Raw genomic sequence first — 15,800 nt, 5'->3', positions numbered from 1 at the left:
GGTGAGAACGGGAAAAGCAGGGTATCCAGGAGAGACAGTAATGAAACGAGTTGCAATGCATTTCGCGGCCGCGCTGGCTGTTGCCGGCGTGGGCGTTTTCACGGGGGCGCAGGCTCAGGAATATCCGGGCAACAAGCCGGTCCAGGCCGTGGTGCCGTTCGCGGCTGGCGGCCCGACCGACAAGGTGGCGCGCGAGCTGACCATGGTCATGTCCAAGCACCTGGGCACCACCATCGTGATCGAGAACCTCGGCGGTGCCGGCGGCACCATCGGTGCCAAGAAGGTGGCCCAGTCCAAGGGCGATGGCTACACCATCCTGATCCACCACATCGGCATGTCCACGGCCCCGGCGCTGTACCGGAACCTGGGCTTCGACCCGCTGAAGGACTTCGAGATGGTCGGTGAAGTGGCCGACGTGCCGATGGTGCTGGTCGGCAACAAGCAACTGCCGCCGGCTACCTTCAAGGACCTGCTGCCGTACATCAAGGCCAATGCCAGCAAGCTGTCGATGGCCAACGCCGGCATCGGCTCGGCCTCGCACCTGTGCGGCCTGCTGTTCCAGAGCGCGATCCAGACCGAGCTGACCACCGTGCCGTACAAGGGCACGGCGCCGGCGCTGACGGACATCCTGGGCGGCCAGGTCAACCTGATGTGCGACCAGACCACCAACATCGCCGGCCAGCTGAAGGCTGGCGCGCTGAAGCCGTACGCGGCCATGCAGTCGCGCCGCGTGGAGGCGTTCAAGGACATCCCGACCGCGGCCGAGCAGGGCCTGCCGGGCGTGGAAGTGAAGATCTGGCACGCCATGTACGCGCCGAAGGGCACGCCGAAGCCGGTGATCGACAAGCTCTCCGCCGCGCTGCAGAAGGCCGTGGCTGACCCGACGTTCCGCGCCAAGATGGCGGAACTCGGCGCCGAGGCCGTGCCGGCCCAGCGCGCCACGCCGGAGTCGCTGCGCACGTTCCTGACGGCGGAAATCAACAAGTGGACGCCGGTAATCAAGAAGGCCGGTGTGTACGCGGACTAAGCACGGACTAACCCCCGCGCCAGCCCGGAAGGCAGAAGGCCACGCAGCGATGCGTGGCCTTTTTGTTTTGGCGCCCGCCCGGCGCCTTCTATATTGTGGGGATTGCCCGTGGCGGGCGCCTGTGATGCGTGCGGCTCTTGAAAGCGCGCCGCGTGTCGCCACCTACCCCCTGACACACTCCACAGATCACAGAAGGACCACGAAGGCACCATGGAACAGTATCACGGCACTACCATCGTCAGCGTCCGACGCGGCAACCAGGTTGCGCTCGGCGGTGACGGCCAGGTCACTCTCGGCAATATCGTGATGAAGGGTACGGCGCGCAAGGTGCGCCGCATCTACAACGGCAAGGTGCTGGTCGGGTTTGCCGGCAGCACGGCCGACGCCTTCTCGCTGCTCGACCGCTTCGAGGCCAAGCTCGAGAAGTACCAGGGCAACCTGACCCGCGCCGCGGTGGACCTGGCCAAGGACTGGCGCTCGGACCGCGCGCTGCGCCGGCTCGAGGCCATGCTGATCACGGCCGACCGCGACACCACGCTGGTCATTACCGGCAACGGCGACGTGCTGGACCCCGAGGGCGGCATCGCGGCCATCGGCTCGGGCGGTGCGTACGCGCAGTCGGCGGCCAAGGCGCTGATCGAGAACACCGAACTGGCTCCCCAGGACGTGGTCGAGAAGGCGCTGACCATCGCCGGCGAGCTCTGCATCTACACGAACACGAACTTCGTCATCGAGACGCTGGAATAAGCGTCGCCCGCTGGCGCTGCACCGCACCGCACTGAACCCCCGGATACCATGTCGCAAACCATGACCCCGTCGGAAATCGTTTCCGAACTCGACAAGCACATCATCGGCCAGAACAAGGCCAAGAAGGCCGTGGCCGTGGCGCTGCGCAACCGCTGGCGCCGCCAGCAGGTGGAAGACCCGCTGCGCCAGGAAATCACCCCGAAGAACATCCTGATGATCGGGCCCACCGGCGTGGGCAAGACCGAGATCGCGCGCCGGCTGGCCAAGCTGGCCGATGCGCCGTTCATCAAGATCGAGGCCACCAAGTTCACCGAAGTGGGCTACGTGGGCCGCGACGTGGACACCATCGTGCGCGACCTGGCCGAGATGGCCATCAAGCAGACGCGCGAATCGGAAATGAAGAAGGTGCGCACCAAGGCCGAGGACGCCGCCGAGGACCGCATGCTGGACGTGCTGCTGCCGCCGCCGCGCGACATCGGCTTCGCCCAGACCGAGGACAAGGACTCGAACACGCGCCAGGCCTTCCGCAAGAAGCTGCGCGAGGGCCAGCTCGATGACAAGGATATCGAGCTGGAAGTGGCCGCCGGCCAGCCGAGCATGGACATCATGGGCCCGCCGGGCATGGAGGACATGACCGAGCAGATCCGCACGATGTTCGCCGGGCTGGGCCAGGGCAAGAAGCATCGCCGCAAGATGAAGGTCAAGGAAGCGTTCAAGCTGCTGGTCGACGAAGAGGCCGCCAAGCTCGTCAACGAGGAGGAGCTGAAGCACAAGGCCATCGCCAACGTCGAGCAGAACGGCATCGTGTTCCTGGACGAGATCGACAAGATCGCCAGCCGCAGCGATGTGGGCGGCGGCGAGGTGTCGCGCCAGGGCGTGCAGCGCGACCTGCTGCCGCTGGTGGAAGGCACCACGGTGAACACCAAGTACGGGATGATCAAGACCGACCACATCCTGTTCATCGCCTCGGGCGCGTTCCACCTGAGCAAGCCGAGCGACCTGATTCCCGAACTGCAGGGCCGTTTCCCGATCCGCGTGGAACTGGAGTCGCTGTCCGTGCAGGACTTCGAGGCCATCCTCACCCAGACCGACGCCAGCCTGACCAAGCAGTACCAGGCGCTGCTGAAGACGGAAGAGGTGGACCTGCAGTTCGCGCAGGACGGCATCCGCCGGCTGGCCGAGATCGCGTTCTCGGTGAACGAGAAGGTCGAGAACATCGGCGCGCGCCGGCTGTACACGGTGATGGAGCGGCTGCTGGAAGACCTGTCGTTCCACGCCACCCGCTCCTCGGGCGAGACGGTGACCATCGACGGCAAGTATGTCGATGAGCGCCTGGCCGACCTGGCCGGCAACGAGGACCTGTCGCGCTACGTGCTGTAAGCCGCCCCGGCGGGTTTGAAGGAACAACGAGCCAGACCGATGTCTGGCTCGTTTTGTTTTGGGGTCTTGACCGGCATGTGTCAGCGGCCCGCGCGGATGCCTCCCGCCAGTAACGACCGTAAGCATTGGTAAGCATGCTGGCGCCGGACCTCGTCGAAATGCGACCCTTGCGCACCTTGCTGGTCGATGGACCGGAGCGGGAGCCACCGCATTTCACTTCAAACACCTGCCGGGAGTCTGCCTATGTCGCGCCAACCTTCGCGCACGCTTTTTTTCAAACGCAACCAGGTGCGCAAGCGCCGCGTTGCCATCGCCACCGCGAGCGTGGTGGCGAGCATCACCGCCGCCACCGTCTTCCTGTGCGTCCGGCCCGCCGTGACCCCGGCCGCCGCCGCCGCGCTGCCGATCCCGGCTTCGGCCTCGGTCCACGCGGACCAGCCCGAGCGGCAGGCCGCGCACGGCGGCCAGGCTGCCGCCACGGCGCTGGCCATCGCCTCGGGCGAGCTGGTCACCCTGGCCGACCGCCACGCCAATGACGCCGTGCGCATGGCCGGCGTGGACCATGAATCGTCCGCCGATGATCTTGGCTGGGACTACGTCCAGCTTCGTCTGTAAGTTATTTCGCTTCGCCCGACGCGCCTAGCGCGACTATCGCGACTATCGCGACTATCGCGACTATCGCGACACCGGCCGCTTGCCGAGCTTGCGCTGCAAGGTGCGCCGATGCATGTTCAGCGCCCGTGCCGTGGCCGAGATATTGCCGCCGTGCTCGGTGAGCACGCGCTGGATATGCTCCCATTCGAGTCGCGCCACCGATAGCGGCGTCGGCTCCTCCAGCGCCGCCTCGGCCGCCTCTTCCGAAATCCCCGCCATCAGTGCCGTCAGGATCGAATCGACATTGGCCGGCTTGGCCAGGTATTCGTCCGCCCCCTGCTTGACCGCCGCCACGGCTGTGGCAATGCTCGCGTAGCCGGTCAGCACGAGGATGCGCGCGTCCGGCAGCGCGGCGCGCAGCGGCGCCACCAGATGCAGGCCCGATTCCGCCTGCGCCGTGCCGCTGGCCTCGGCGGGCGGCCCCAGATGCAGATCCAGCGTGACGTAGGCAAACGGCGTGCGCGCAGCCAGCGCCAGCGCCGCGCTGCCGTGGTGGGCCACCTGCACCGCATAGCCGCGCCGCGTCAGCGCCCGCGCGAGCGTGCCCGAGAAGACCTCGTCGTCATCGATCACCAGGAAGGGCGTTGCGTCGGTGGGCGCGGAGGCGTCTGTCATCACGGTTGGAAGTCGGAGGAAGTGAGGTTGAGCGGGGTGGCGCCGGCCAGCGGCAGGCGCAGCACGGCCACGGTGCCACCGCCGCGGTGGTCCTGCCAGGACAGGCTGCCGCCAAGCTGGCGCGCGGCGCTTTGCGCGAGGTAGAGGCCGATGCCCTGGCCGCCGTGCGTGCTGGCGACGGGCGCCTCGCCCAGTTGCGCGCGCAGCGCCGGGGGGATGCCGCCGCCGTGGTCGGTGACGGCGAAGCGCAGCGCGTGGCCATCGCCGGTGATATCCAGCCGCAGCGGCGGCGTCTGGCGCATCGCATGGCCCATGGCCTGCTGGCTGCGCGCGGCGTTGTCCAGCAGGATGGTCAGGATCTGGCTCACACGCGCGGCGTCCACGGGGTGGGTAGCCGCGTCCGGCGCCAGCGTCGATTGCAGGCTGGCCTGCGGATGGCGCAATTGCCAGCGTTCGACGAACGGCGCGAGCCAGGTGTCGAGCGGCTGCGGCGCCAGCGGTTCGCGGTCCGCGCGCAGGCGGGCCAGGATCGAGCGGCACAGGTCCAGCTGCTGCTCCATCGTGCGGAAATCGGGGAGGTAGTCGGCGAGTGGCGTGTTCGCACGCGCTGCGTCGGAGGCATCCCCACGCAACTCGCCGGCGATCACCGCCAGCGTGGCCAGCGGCGTGCCGATCTCATGCGCGACAGCCGCCGCCTGGTCGTTCAACGCCTCGGCACGCGACTCCCGCAGCAGTTGCTCGCGGGCGAGGTTCAACTGGGCATCGCGCTGGCGCAGCACGCCCGACAGCCGCGCCACGAAGAAGGCGATCATCACCGCGCTGGCCACGAAGTTCAGCCACATGCCGGCCAGGTGGTAGTTCACCGCGTTGTCCGGGTTGTGCAGGTGCAGCGGCACGTATTCGAGCAGCAGCAGCGAATAGCACGCCAGCGCATAGAGCGCGAGCGCCGAGACGAAGCGCCACGGCAGGATGGCCGATGCGATGGCCAGCCCGGGCAGGTAGAACGAGACGAACGGATTGGTGGCGCCGCCGGTGTAGAACAGGATGGCCGACAGCGCGGTCAGGTCCACGATCATCTGCGCCATCAGTTCGGCGTCCGACGGGACCGTGTTCTGCTGCCCGTGCCAGTGCAGGCGGACCACCGTCAGCACATTGAAGATGGCCTGCGCGGCGAACAGGTAAAGCAGCGGCTTGTAGGGCAGGTGGATGCCGGCCACCGACTCGCACGACACCAGCAGCAGCGCCTGCCCCGCCAGCAGCGCCCAGCGCAGCCAGCACAGGCGGCGCAGGCTCACCAGGCCGTGGCGCTGGGGCGCCCCGCCCGGCATGGCTGGGGCGGGAGCCGGCGCGACGGAGGCAGCGGGAGTCGGCGGTGCGGTAAGGGGCGGGGAGGGCGGCATGCCGGCAGTGTAGCAATGCCGCCATGCCGCGCGGCGGCGGCGACCCGGCGTGCGACACCTTGCCGCATTCAGGCCGGCCCGCGGCGCTGCCAGACTAGGCGGTTGCCATGCCCGGCAGGTTCGGGGGCGCCATGGTCTAATAGCCGCCTTTCGTTGAATTTCGTTGATCCCGTCGATTCCGTCGACTTCGTGGAGATGTTACCGATGCAAGCCCGTTTTCGCGCGCCGCGCGCCGCCTCGATCGTCACCCTGGCCCTGGCCGGCCTGCTGGGCAGCGCACACGCGTTGGCGCAGGTCGACGTGAGCAATGCCTGGGTGCGCGGCACGGTGCCGGCGCAGTCGGCGTCCGGCGCGTTCATGACGCTGCACGCGCATGCGGCCGCAAAGCTGGTGGGCGTGTCGTCGCCCGTGGCTGCTGCCGAGCTGCATGAGATGAAGATGGAGAACAACGTGATGCGCATGCGCCAGGTGCCGTTGCTGGACCTGCCGCAGATGCAGGACGTGGAACTCAAGCCGGGCGGCTATCACATCATGCTGATGGGGCTGAAGTCCCAGCTCAAGGCCGGGGATACCGTGCCGCTGACGCTGAAGATCGAGCAGAACGGCAAGATCGTCGAGCAGCAGGTCAAGGCGCAGGTGCGCGACCTGACCGCCGGCGCGCCGACGGCAGGCGCCGCCGGCCACGGCGATCACAAGCACTAAGACGCGGATCAGCCGCGCAGGCTGATCGCCGCCTCCGCTTCCGATTCCGGCGCTGCCGCCGCCTGCAGCACCCGCTCACGCAGCCAGGTGTGGCCCGGATCGGCCTCGGCCCGCTCGGGCCAGATCATGCTGTAGCTGAAGCCGGGAATCGAGAACGGCGCCTCGAAAATGGTCAGGCGCGGATCTTCCAGCGCCGCCAGCGTACGCCGCGCTGCCGTCAGGACCATATTGGTCCCGGCGATCAGTGCCGGCGCCACGCTCCAGTGCGGTACCGTGCACGCAATCTTGCGGCGACCGCCCAGGCGCGCCACGGTAGCGTCGATCAGCTCCCCGCGCTCGCTCGCCGCGCTCACCAGCACGTGGGAGCGCGCCAGATAGGCCACGTGATCGAGCCGGCCGGTGTCGCGCACCGTGGCCGCATCCACCGCACACGCAAAGTCATCGTCGAACAGCACCGCCGTGCGCACGCCTTCCGGCTGGTAGGTGAAGGCGCCCAAAGCAATGTCGAGTTCGCCGTCGGCCACCTGCGCCGTCATGGTCTCGCGGCTGGCTTGCGTGACCACGAGGTCGATGTTCGGCGCGGCCTTGCGCACCGTGCGCAGCAGCCGGGGCAGCACCACCAGTGCGCCGTAATCGGACATCGCCACGCGGAAGGTGCGGCGCGCCATGGACGGCTGGAAGCCGCCCGGGCCGAGCAGGATACGCACCTGCGCCAGCGCCTCGGCCAGCGGGGCAGTCAGTTCATGCGCGCGGGGCGTCAGCACGAGCCCGCCCTGGCCGCGCACGAGCAGAGGGTCGTCGAGCAGTTGCCGCAGCCGCGCCAGCGAATGGCTGACCGCCGGCTGGCTCAGTTGCAGCCGCAGTGCGGCCCGCGAGATATGGCGCTCGGCAAACAGTGCTTCGAGCACCACGAGCAGATTGAGGTCGATTCCGCGTAGGCTATTCATGTGGCGAATATTAAACCGGATGCGTCCGGTTATGCCATTCGTCGAGCGGAATTTTTAGGGCTTCAAGTGTTTTGCGAGGCGTCCCGCCGGGCCTTCAGGCAATCCGGGCACAGGCAGTGCTGGCCCGCCACGATCTGCCGCGCAGGCAGCAGCGGCTGGCTGGCGCACCAGCATTCCGGCAGTCCGGCCACGTAGCCGCAGACGAAGGCCGCGCCGCAGCGGCTGCACCGCTCCACGGGGCGTAGCTGGCCGGTCTGGATGGTCGATGGATCGGTCATGGCCTCGGGCCGGGTCCGTCGCCACCATCCTGCCCAAGCCGCCGCATCGCCTCGCGCATCATCCGCATCTGCCCGCTGAAGTGGGTACACGTGGCACAGATGGCCAGATGGCCGCGCAGGCGCAGCCGCTCCCCCCACGTCAGGGGCTGGTCCATGCCCTTCATGGTCAGGTGATGGATTTCCTCGCAGTTCGGCAGCAGGCGGCGGCGGGGTTCGGACATGAGACGAATTCGGCCTATCTATATAGAGGGGTGGGGTCAGCGCGACGGCGCGACGGGGGCGGCTGTTGTATTCGCACCACGGTTGCCGAACCATTTCACTTCCAGGCATTCGCGCAGCCGCATGCGGGCGCGGTACAGCATCACCCATGCGTTGGTCGCGCTGATCTGCAAGGCCTGACAGATTTCTTCGGTCTCCAGTTCGAGCCATTCCCGCATCATGAAAATCCGCGCGGACTTGGCGGGCAGGCGGTCGACGCAGATTTGCAGCACTTCGAAGAACTCGCGGCGCTCGAAAGTGCGGTCGGGGTCGCCCCAGTCGGAGGGCGGATGCTGGTAGTGGCCGTTGCGCGTGAACAGCGCGTCGAAGGCGTCCTGCTCGGATTGCGGCTCGCCATCGTCGCCGGTGGCCAGCGCCAGGCGCACCTCGCGCTTGCCGCTGCGCAGGATATCGACGATCTTGTGCTTGAGAATGCCGACCAGCCACGTGCGCAGCGCTGACTGGCCTGCAAAGCGCTCCGGATGCTCCAGCGCGGCCAAAAGGGTCTCGGAAACGGCGTCTTCGGCGAGCGCTTCGTCGCGCAGCTGCAACCGGGCAAAGCGCAGCAGATAGGGCCGCACGGCCTGCAATTCGGCGGGATCGAGGCTCATTGCGGGGGCGGCATCGGGCGTGCCGGGGATCAGGTTCTTGTCGTCTTCGCGCGTGCCGCGCGGTTTCTTGTAAAATCGGCGCCTGCCCGTCAAAGCCAGTCCGGCGGACGGATTCGCCATGATACCTGCTGATTCCAACGGATGTCCCTTGCCATGAACGCCGACAATCCTGGGCCGGCCACCACCACGGTTGCCGCCATCGCCCCCTCCCTCAAGGCCGAGATCCTCGCCGAGGCGCTCCCCTATATCCGCAAGTTCCACGGCAAGACCATCGTGGTCAAGTACGGCGGCAATGCGATGACGGAGGAGAAGCTCAAGCACGGCTTCGCGCGCGACGTGATCCTGCTGAAGCTGGTGGGCATGAACCCGGTGGTGGTGCACGGCGGCGGGCCGCAGATCGACGAAGCCCTGAAGAAGGTGGGCAAGGTCGGCACCTTCATCCAGGGCATGCGCGTCACCGACGAAGAAACCATGGAAGTGGTGGAGTGGGTGCTCGGCGGCGAGGTGCAGCAGGACATCGTCATGCTGATCAACCAGTACGGCGGCCAGGCTGTGGGCCTGACCGGCAAGGACGGCGGCCTGATCCGCGCCAAGCGCCTGCAGATGCCGGACCGCGAAAAGCCCGGCACCTTCATCGACATCGGCTACGTGGGCGATATCGAGGCGATCAACCCGGCCGTGGTCAAGGCGCTGCAGGATGACGCGTTCATCCCGGTGATCTCCCCGATCGGCTTCTCCGACGACGGCCAGGCGTACAACATCAACGCCGACGTGGTCGCCGGCAAGATGGCCGAGATCCTCAAGGCCGAGAAGCTGGTGATGATGACCAACATCCCGGGCGTGATGGACAAGAAGGGCAACCTGCTGACCGACCTGTCCGCGCGCGAGATCGAGGAACTGTTCGCCGATGGCACGATCTCGGGCGGCATGCTGCCGAAGATCTCGTCCGCGCTGGATGCCGCCAAGAGCGGCGTGCACTCGGTCCACATCATCGACGGCCGTATCGAGCACTCGCTGCTGCTGGAAATCCTGACCGAGCAGGCGTTCGGCACGATGATCCGCTCGCACTGAGCCGGATTTGCGGGCGCAGGGGCGGATTGACGCCGCCGCGCCCGCACCCCTCCCACCAGTCATCCCCCTGCAGCCCGGCGTGTTCCTCAGACAACCTCACCAGCGCCGCGGCGTGGCGCACGCGCGCCCGTCGGAGGCATCGACTCCCGCCGCGCGGCAACGCCCCCGGCATCCTCGGGTGCGCCGGCCAGCGGGCGACCAGTCGGGCGATATCGTCTGGCTGTTCGATCTCGACAACACCCTGCACGACGCCTCCCACGCGATCTTCCCGGCCATCAACCGGCGCATGACCGCCTACGTGGCGCGCGTGCTCGGGAGCGACGAGGCCACCGCCAGCCGCGTGCGGGTGGAGTACTGGCAGCGCTACGGCGCCACCCTGCTCGGCATGATCCGCCACCATGGCGTGGATGCGGCCGATTTCCTGCACGAAGCCCACGACTTCCCGGCCCTGGCCGAGATGGTGCGCGTGCGGCGCGGGCTGGCCGCCGCGCTGCGCCGGCTGCCCGGGCGCAAAATCCTGGTCACCAACGCGCCGCGCGACTACGCCCGGGCGGTCATGGCGATTGCCGGCATCGAACGCTGCTTCGAGCGCGTGGTGGCCATCGAGGATATGTGGGTGCACGGCCATCTGCGGCCCAAGCCTGACCGCCGTATGCTGCGCCGGCTGCTGGCGCGTACCGGCGTGGCGCCCCATCGCGCGGTGCTGGTGGAAGACACGCTGTCGCATCTGAAACACTATGCGGGCACGGGGATCCGCACCGCCTGGGTGACGGGCTACCTGCGCACGCTGGCGCCGTCGCGGCCCCAGCCGGTGCCGGCGGCCGCGCCAGTCCCGGTCGATGCCGCCGTGCCGGGCGCGGTGGCCGATGCTGCCACGCGCACCGCGCTGGCCGCCGAGGACCGCCAGCACGTGGGCCACGGCGCCCAGGAAAGATCGGTCACGATGATGGCCGCCGAAGCGCAGCTTCCGCCGCCTGGCGCGGATGGCGCACAATACGGCACGGCGCCGCAGCAGTTGCCCGACCATGCCCCGCGCGTACGGGCGCGCGTGGTGAATCGGCCCGGCTATGTGGACATAAAAGTACAATCGATGCATCAACTCCTACGACGAATACGGAGAACCGGGTCATGACGCAAACCATTGAAAGCCAGCCGGAGGCGCCGCCGCTGATGGCCGCCACCGCCATCCAGACCGCCGAAGGGCCCGCGCGCAAGCGCCCGCGCCCTGGCGAGCGGCGCATCCAGATCCTCCAGACCCTGGCCGGCATGCTCGAGCATCCGCGCGGGGAAAAGATCACCACGGCGGCGCTGGCCGCCAGGCTGTCAGTCTCGGAAGCCGCGCTCTATCGCCATTTCGCCAGCAAGGCGCAGATGTTCGAGGGCCTGATCGGCTTTATCGAGCAGACCGTGTTCGGGCTGATCAACCAGATCACCGCGCAGGAAGAACATGGCCTGCGCCAGGTGCAGGCCATCGTGCGGATGCTGCTGTCGTTTGCCGAGAAGAACCCCGGCATGACGCGCGTGCTGACCGGCGAGGCGCTGGTGGGCGAGCACGAACGGCTGCAGGAACGCATCAACCAGATGGTGGACCGGATCGAGGCGTCGCTGCGCCAGTGCCTGAAGGTGGCCGTCACGCAGGCCGCCTTCCCGGCCGACGCCGACATCCCGGTGCGTGTGGCGCTGATCACGGCGGCCGTGCAGGGCCAGTGGCACCGCTACGTGAAGAGCGGCTTCCGCAAGGCGCCGGGCGAGAACATCGACGCCCAGTTGCGGATCCTGCTGGGCTGAACCAGCGGGAGGACCGGGGGCGCGTCATACGCGGCCAGCAGCGCACCCGGGAACTGCACTATAATGGCCGCGTCGCGCCGATTTGATGACTGGCTTGCGGGCGCGCGGCAGCCAACGGGGATCTCAGGATGACCGCCGGCTGCCACTATAAATGCGGCTAAAGAGGTTGGGTCGGTGCCTCGCGGGAGCAATCCACGATATGGCGCCGACGCGCGGGACACCGCGACATGCCCGACTTGGCTGCGACACACGCAACTGCCAGTCGGGTTTTTTTATGCCCGCTCGCCGCGGGCCCCCTCCATGACAGATGTTGCTATTCCTGCCGCCGTACCGGAGGCCGACCTGCCAGCCGGCTCCGTCGGCGTCGTCACGCCCCGGCGCATGCACTTCGCCGAGCCGCTGCCGCTGCGCAACGGCAGCCAGCTGGCCGGCTATGACCTGATGGTGGAAACCTACGGCACGCTCAACGCGGCGGCATCGAACGCCGTGCTGGTGTGCCACGCGCTCAACGCCTCGCACCACGTGGCCGGCATCGCGGCGGACAATCCGCGCGACATCGGCTGGTGGGACAACATGGTCGGCCCCGGCAAGCCGCTCGATACCGACCGCTTCTTCGTCATCGGCGTGAACAACCTTGGTTCCTGCTTCGGCTCGACCGGGCCGATGAGCACCAATCCGGCCACCGGCCAGCCCTATGGCGCGCTGTTCCCGGTGGTGACCGTGGAGGACTGGGTCAACGCCCAGGCGCGCGTGGCCGACGCGTTCGGCATCACGCAGTTCGCCGCGGTGATGGGCGGCAGCCTCGGCGGCATGCAGGCGCTGGCCTGGAGCCTGATGTACCCGGACCGGCTGCGCCACTGCATCGTGGTGGCGTCCACGCCCAAGCTGTCAGCGCAGAACATCGCCTTCAACGAGGTGGCGCGCAGCGCCATCCTGTCGGACCCGGACTTCCACGGCGGCAACTACTACGCGCACAACGTCAAGCCGAAGCGCGGCCTGCGCGTGGCGCGCATGATCGGCCATATCACTTACCTGTCCGACGAGGACATGGCCGAGAAATTCGGCCGCTCGCTGAAGTCCGAGGACATCCGCTTCTCGTTCGACGTCGAGTTCCAGGTGGAAAGCTACCTGCGTTACCAGGGCGACAAGTTCGCGGAGTACTTCGACGCCAACACCTACCTGCTGATCACCCGCGCGCTCGATTACTTCGACCCGGCGCTGGCCTACGGCGGCGACCTGAAGCGCGCGATCTCCCACACCCAGGCCAGCTTCCTGGTAGCGAGCTTCACGACCGACTGGCGCTTCGCGCCGAACCGCAGCCGGGAGCTGGTCAAGGCGCTGCTCGACAACAAGCGGCCGGTTTCGTACGCCGAGATCGACGCCCCGCACGGCCACGACGCCTTCCTGCTCGACGATCCGCGCTACCACAACCTGATGCGCGCCTACTACGAACGCATTGCCGAGGAGATCGGCGCATGAACGCCTCCGCCAACCCCAATATCCTCGCGCTGCGGCCCGACTTCCGCGCGATTGCGCGCTGGATCGAGCCCAACTCCACGGTGCTGGACGCCGGCTGCGGCGATGGCAGCCTGCTGCGCGTGCTCCAGGACGAACTGGACGTGCAGGCGTATGGCATCGAAATCCGCGACGAAGGCGTGCTGGCCTGCGCCCAGAAGGGCGTGCACGTGATCCAGCAGGACCTGGAGGGCGGGCTGGCGCTGTTCGAGGACCGGAGCTTCGACACGGTGATCCTGTCCCAGACGCTCCAGACCATCCACAACACGGCCCAGGTGCTGCGCGACACCCTGCGGGTGGGACGCGAGTGCATCGTCTCGTTCCCGAACTTCGGCTACTGGCCGCACCGGCTATCGGTGTTCCGGGGCCGCATGCCGGTGTCGGAAGCGCTGCCGTACCAGTGGTACAACACGCCGAACGTGCGTGTGCTGACCATCAGCGACTTCGAGGGGCTGGCGCCCAAGGTGGGCCTGCGCGTGCTGGACCGCGTGGTGATGCACGAGGGCGTGACCGTGAACTGGGGCGAGAACTGGCGCGGCAGCCTGGCGGTGTACCGGGTTTGCGCGGTGTGAACCCGGCTTGACGCGGGGGCCGGGTCGGCATACCGTACGACGATTACCGAACGATCGTACTATTTTTGCCATGACCCAAGCGCCCCACACCGACTCGCAACATCCGTTCGACCTCGCCCTGGCGCTGGAGCCAGCCGGCGAGCACCGCTTCCTGGGTCATACCAGCCAGGCCTACTGGAACATGATTGGCCCGTTCGGCGGGATGACGGCGGCCACGCTCCTCCAGGCGGCGTTGAGCCATCCCGAGCGGCTGGGCGATCCGATTGCGCTGACGGTGAACTTCGCCGGGCCGATTGCCGAAGGGCCGTTCGAGATCGAGGCGCGTCCGTCGCGGACCAACCGGTCCACCCAGCACTGGCATCTGGAATTGCGCCAGAACGGCGAGGTGACGACCACCGGCAGCGCGGTCTTCGCCGTGCGGCGCGAGACCTGGGGCAGCGGCGAAGCCGTCATGCCCGATGTGCCGCCCGCTGACACCCTGCCCGGCATGGGCGGCTTCGCGCCGGTGCGCTGGATCGGCAGCTACGACATGCGCGCGGTGCGCGGCGCCAAGCCCTCAACCGCCGTCGGCACCGAGCATCCGGACAGCCTGACCCAGTTCTGGCTGCGTGACGAACCGGCCCGCACGCCCGACTACGCCGCCGTGGCGGCCTGGTGCGACGCCTTCTATCCGCGCATTTTCCTCAAGCGCGCCGGCTTCGTGCCGGCCGGCACGGTGTCGATCACGACCTATTTCCATGCCGATGCGGCCACGCTGGCCGAGTTGGGCGACAGCCACGTGCTCGGCAGCGCGCGGGCGCAGGTGTTCCGCCAGGGCTTCTTCGACCAGAGCGCGCAGATCTGGAGCGCCAGCGGCGTGCTGCTGGCCTCGTCGCACCAGATCGTCTACTACAAGGAATAAGGCCGATCAGGCCGGACGAGGGACGCCCGGCTCCTTGGCCGGCTCGCGCGCCTGGGCCTCGTAGCGGTGGACCGTGCCGCGCATCGCCCAGAGCAGGGCCACGCCGGGCACGGCTGCCACCACGGTGCCGAGGTAGAAGGGCGCCCAGCCCCAGGCTTCGACCATATAGCCCGAGGTCGGCCCCACGTAGACCCGGCCGATCGACGCCAGCGCCGACAGCAACGCGTACTGCGTGGCCGAGAACGAGCGGTTGCAGAGCGTCATCAGCAGCGCCACGAAGGCCGCCGTGCCCATGCCGCCGCAGATATTCTCGATGGCGATGGTCGCACCCATGCTCCAGATATGGGGCGGCGTGACCGAGAGCACCCAGTAGCCGAGGTTCGACACCGCCTGCAGGATGCCGAACAGCATCAGCGACCGGTACAGCCCGAGCCGCACCATCAGCGACCCACCGAACAGCGCGCCGATGATCGTCGCCGCGAGGCCCAGCGTCTTGTTGACGATGCCCACCTCGCCCGGATCGAAGCCCAGGCCCCGGATCAGGAACGTGGTGGACAGGCTGCCGGCGAAGGCATCGCCCAGCTTGTAGAGCACGATCAGCAGCAGCAGCCACCACGCGCCCTGGCGCCCGAAGAAGTCGCGCAGCGGGCCGACCACGGCCTCCTCCAGCGTGCGCGGCTGGCGCGCCGGCACGTCCGGTTCGGGCGCCCAGAGCAGCGTCAGCAGCCCTACCGACATCAGCGCCGCCATCAGCAGGTACATGCTGGACCAGCCCAGCACGCGGTCCGCCAGGTACAGCGCCAGCCCGCCCGAGACCAGCATCGCCAGCCGGTAGCCGAGCACCTTGACCGCCGCGCCGGCGCCGCGCTCGGCCGGGCGCAGCACGTCGGTGCTGTAGGCATCGAACACAATGTCCTGCGACGCCGACAGGAACGCCACCAGCGTGGCCAGCGCCGCCAGCGCCCAGAGCGCCTCGCGCGGCGGGCAGAACGCCATGGCGGCGATGCTGGCCACCAGCCCGAGCTGCGTCACCAGCAGCCAGCCGCGCCGCCGGCCCAGCAGGGGCGGCGTGTAGCGGTCCATCAGCGGCGCCCACAGGAACTTGAAGATGTACGCCTGCCCGACCAGCGAGAAGAAGCCGATGGTCTTGATGTCGAGCCCCTCCACGGTCATCCAGGCCTGGAGCGTGCCCGAGGTCAGCGCGAGCGGCAGCCCGGACGCGAAGCCCAGCGTCAGCATGGCGCCGATGCGGCGATTGCGGAAAATGTCGAGGTAGTCTTGGAACGTCATGGATGTATTATTGCATCACCGTTTGCGTCCCCACTCATCGATTC

18 protein-coding genes are annotated in these 15,800 nt (G+C 68.0%); 11 read left to right on the top strand and 7 right to left on the bottom strand.

Annotated features, from left to right (window positions below; all coding sequences use genetic code 11):
• Window positions 1-40: 40 nt before the first annotated feature.
• The 4 genes from AC1DP9_RS07835 (at window position 41) to AC1DP9_RS07820 (ending at window position 3,769) form a co-directional block, all read left to right on the top strand.
• Window positions 41-1,027, top strand: a complete 987-nt coding sequence (locus AC1DP9_RS07835; RefSeq protein ID WP_092291373.1) for a tripartite tricarboxylate transporter substrate-binding protein — start codon at window positions 41-43, stop codon at window positions 1,025-1,027.
• 210 nt (window positions 1,028-1,237) lie between these two features.
• The gene (hslV, locus tag AC1DP9_RS07830; RefSeq protein ID WP_092291375.1) at window positions 1,238-1,774 is read left to right on the top strand and encodes an ATP-dependent protease subunit HslV; all 537 of its coding nucleotides are present in this window, start codon (window positions 1,238-1,240) and stop codon (window positions 1,772-1,774) included.
• A 48-nt stretch (window positions 1,775-1,822) separates the two neighbouring features.
• On the top strand, window positions 1,823-3,154 hold the full coding sequence (gene hslU, locus AC1DP9_RS07825) for an ATP-dependent protease ATPase subunit HslU (RefSeq protein WP_477106991.1): 1,332 nt from the start codon (window positions 1,823-1,825) through the stop codon (window positions 3,152-3,154).
• A 243-nt stretch (window positions 3,155-3,397) separates the two neighbouring features.
• Complete coding sequence (locus AC1DP9_RS07820) at window positions 3,398-3,769, top strand: hypothetical protein (protein WP_092291379.1); 372 nt, start codon at window positions 3,398-3,400, stop codon at window positions 3,767-3,769.
• A gap of 60 nt (window positions 3,770-3,829) precedes the next feature.
• On the opposite strand, the gene AC1DP9_RS07815 is transcribed toward AC1DP9_RS07820, so the two are convergent.
• Window positions 3,830-4,423 (bottom strand): response regulator transcription factor, encoded by a 594-nt coding sequence (locus AC1DP9_RS07815; RefSeq protein WP_092291381.1) that lies wholly within the window; start codon window positions 4,421-4,423, stop codon window positions 3,830-3,832.
• Window positions 4,423-5,751: an ATP-binding protein gene (locus tag AC1DP9_RS07810; protein ID WP_255370705.1), complete on the bottom strand. Its 1,329-nt coding sequence runs from the start codon at window positions 5,749-5,751 to the stop codon at window positions 4,423-4,425. Before AC1DP9_RS07810 ends, AC1DP9_RS07815 begins: the two co-directional genes overlap by 1 nt.
• A 276-nt stretch (window positions 5,752-6,027) precedes the next feature.
• On the opposite strand from AC1DP9_RS07810, the gene AC1DP9_RS07805 reads away from it, so the two are divergent.
• A complete protein-coding gene (locus AC1DP9_RS07805) occupies window positions 6,028-6,525 on the top strand; it encodes a copper chaperone PCu(A)C (protein WP_477106990.1) in 498 nt (165 codons plus the stop codon).
• An 8-nt stretch (window positions 6,526-6,533) separates the two neighbouring features.
• Here the strand turns inward: AC1DP9_RS07805 and AC1DP9_RS07800 are convergent, their stop codons facing one another.
• From AC1DP9_RS07800 to AC1DP9_RS07785, 4 genes are all read right to left on the bottom strand, one after another.
• Complete coding sequence (locus AC1DP9_RS07800) at window positions 6,534-7,472, bottom strand: LysR family transcriptional regulator (protein WP_477106989.1); 939 nt, start codon at window positions 7,470-7,472, stop codon at window positions 6,534-6,536.
• A 62-nt stretch (window positions 7,473-7,534) separates the two neighbouring features.
• Window positions 7,535-7,750: a cysteine-rich CWC family protein gene (locus tag AC1DP9_RS07795; RefSeq protein ID WP_441591424.1), complete on the bottom strand. Its 216-nt coding sequence runs from the start codon at window positions 7,748-7,750 to the stop codon at window positions 7,535-7,537.
• Window positions 7,747-7,971, bottom strand: a complete 225-nt coding sequence (locus AC1DP9_RS07790; protein ID WP_441591422.1) for a zf-HC2 domain-containing protein — start codon at window positions 7,969-7,971, stop codon at window positions 7,747-7,749. Before AC1DP9_RS07790 ends, AC1DP9_RS07795 begins: the two co-directional genes overlap by 4 nt.
• A gap of 36 nt (window positions 7,972-8,007) precedes the next feature.
• Window positions 8,008-8,619, bottom strand: a complete 612-nt coding sequence (locus AC1DP9_RS07785; protein ID WP_477107090.1) for a sigma-70 family RNA polymerase sigma factor — start codon at window positions 8,617-8,619, stop codon at window positions 8,008-8,010.
• 153 nt (window positions 8,620-8,772) lie between these two features.
• Here AC1DP9_RS07785 and argB point away from each other — a divergent pair, with 153 nt between their 5' ends.
• From argB to AC1DP9_RS07755, 6 genes are all read left to right on the top strand, one after another.
• Entirely contained in the window at window positions 8,773-9,690 is a 918-nt protein-coding gene (gene argB / locus AC1DP9_RS07780) for an acetylglutamate kinase (protein WP_092291393.1), read from the top strand.
• Between the two features lie 79 nt (window positions 9,691-9,769).
• Entirely contained in the window at window positions 9,770-10,822 is a 1,053-nt protein-coding gene (locus AC1DP9_RS07775) for a pyrimidine 5'-nucleotidase (protein ID WP_477106988.1), read from the top strand.
• Window positions 10,819-11,478 (top strand): nucleoid occlusion factor SlmA, encoded by a 660-nt coding sequence (gene slmA / locus AC1DP9_RS07770; RefSeq protein ID WP_477106987.1) that lies wholly within the window; start codon window positions 10,819-10,821, stop codon window positions 11,476-11,478. Before AC1DP9_RS07775 ends, slmA begins: the two co-directional genes overlap by 4 nt.
• Before the next feature lie 300 nt (window positions 11,479-11,778).
• Window positions 11,779-12,957 carry a homoserine O-succinyltransferase MetX gene (metX, locus tag AC1DP9_RS07765; RefSeq protein ID WP_477106986.1) on the top strand — a complete coding sequence of 393 codons (1,179 nt, stop codon included), beginning with the start codon at window positions 11,779-11,781 and terminating at the stop codon, window positions 12,955-12,957.
• Complete coding sequence (gene metW / locus AC1DP9_RS07760; RefSeq protein ID WP_092291401.1) at window positions 12,954-13,565, top strand: methionine biosynthesis protein MetW; 612 nt, start codon at window positions 12,954-12,956, stop codon at window positions 13,563-13,565. Before metX ends, metW begins: the two co-directional genes overlap by 4 nt.
• Before the next feature lie 70 nt (window positions 13,566-13,635).
• On the top strand, window positions 13,636-14,466 hold the full coding sequence (locus tag AC1DP9_RS07755; RefSeq protein ID WP_477106985.1) for an acyl-CoA thioesterase: 831 nt from the start codon (window positions 13,636-13,638) through the stop codon (window positions 14,464-14,466).
• Between the two features lie 6 nt (window positions 14,467-14,472).
• Here the strand turns inward: AC1DP9_RS07755 and AC1DP9_RS07750 are convergent, their stop codons facing one another.
• A complete protein-coding gene (locus AC1DP9_RS07750; protein ID WP_092291405.1) occupies window positions 14,473-15,756 on the bottom strand; it encodes a muropeptide transporter in 1,284 nt (427 codons plus the stop codon).
• Between the last annotated feature and the right edge of the window lie 44 nt (window positions 15,757-15,800).

The sequence above is a fragment of the Cupriavidus sp. 01L43 genome (genome assembly GCF_056399925.1).
The sequence above is the reverse complement of the archived record's forward strand: the minus strand, read 5'-3'. Positions and strand labels throughout refer to the sequence as shown.

Bases quoted from the DNA above. Each gene is read 5' to 3' on its own strand.
- AC1DP9_RS07835 (WP_092291373.1), top strand. From the start codon at position 41: ATGAAACGAGTTGCAATGCATTTCGCGGCCGCGCTGGCTGTTGCCGGC.
- hslV (WP_092291375.1), top strand. From the start codon at position 1,238: ATGGAACAGTATCACGGCACTACCATCGTCAGCGTCCGACGCGGCAAC.
- hslU (WP_477106991.1), top strand. From the start codon at position 1,823: ATGTCGCAAACCATGACCCCGTCGGAAATCGTTTCCGAACTCGACAAG.
- AC1DP9_RS07820 (WP_092291379.1), top strand. From the start codon at position 3,398: ATGTCGCGCCAACCTTCGCGCACGCTTTTTTTCAAACGCAACCAGGTG.
- AC1DP9_RS07815 (WP_092291381.1), bottom strand. From the start codon at position 4,423: ATGACAGACGCCTCCGCGCCCACCGACGCAACGCCCTTCCTGGTGATC.
- AC1DP9_RS07810 (WP_255370705.1), bottom strand. From the start codon at position 5,751: ATGCCGGGCGGGGCGCCCCAGCGCCACGGCCTGGTGAGCCTGCGCCGC.
- AC1DP9_RS07805 (WP_477106990.1), top strand. From the start codon at position 6,028: ATGCAAGCCCGTTTTCGCGCGCCGCGCGCCGCCTCGATCGTCACCCTG.
- AC1DP9_RS07800 (WP_477106989.1), bottom strand. From the start codon at position 7,472: ATGAATAGCCTACGCGGAATCGACCTCAATCTGCTCGTGGTGCTCGAA.
- AC1DP9_RS07795 (WP_441591424.1), bottom strand. From the start codon at position 7,750: ATGACCGATCCATCGACCATCCAGACCGGCCAGCTACGCCCCGTGGAG.
- AC1DP9_RS07790 (WP_441591422.1), bottom strand. From the start codon at position 7,971: ATGTCCGAACCCCGCCGCCGCCTGCTGCCGAACTGCGAGGAAATCCAT.
- AC1DP9_RS07785 (WP_477107090.1), bottom strand. From the start codon at position 8,619: ATGAGCCTCGATCCCGCCGAATTGCAGGCCGTGCGGCCCTATCTGCTG.
- argB (WP_092291393.1), top strand. From the start codon at position 8,773: ATGAACGCCGACAATCCTGGGCCGGCCACCACCACGGTTGCCGCCATC.
- slmA (WP_477106987.1), top strand. From the start codon at position 10,819: ATGACGCAAACCATTGAAAGCCAGCCGGAGGCGCCGCCGCTGATGGCC.
- metX (WP_477106986.1), top strand. From the start codon at position 11,779: ATGACAGATGTTGCTATTCCTGCCGCCGTACCGGAGGCCGACCTGCCA.
- metW (WP_092291401.1), top strand. From the start codon at position 12,954: ATGAACGCCTCCGCCAACCCCAATATCCTCGCGCTGCGGCCCGACTTC.
- AC1DP9_RS07755 (WP_477106985.1), top strand. From the start codon at position 13,636: ATGACCCAAGCGCCCCACACCGACTCGCAACATCCGTTCGACCTCGCC.
- AC1DP9_RS07750 (WP_092291405.1), bottom strand. From the start codon at position 15,756: ATGACGTTCCAAGACTACCTCGACATTTTCCGCAATCGCCGCATCGGC.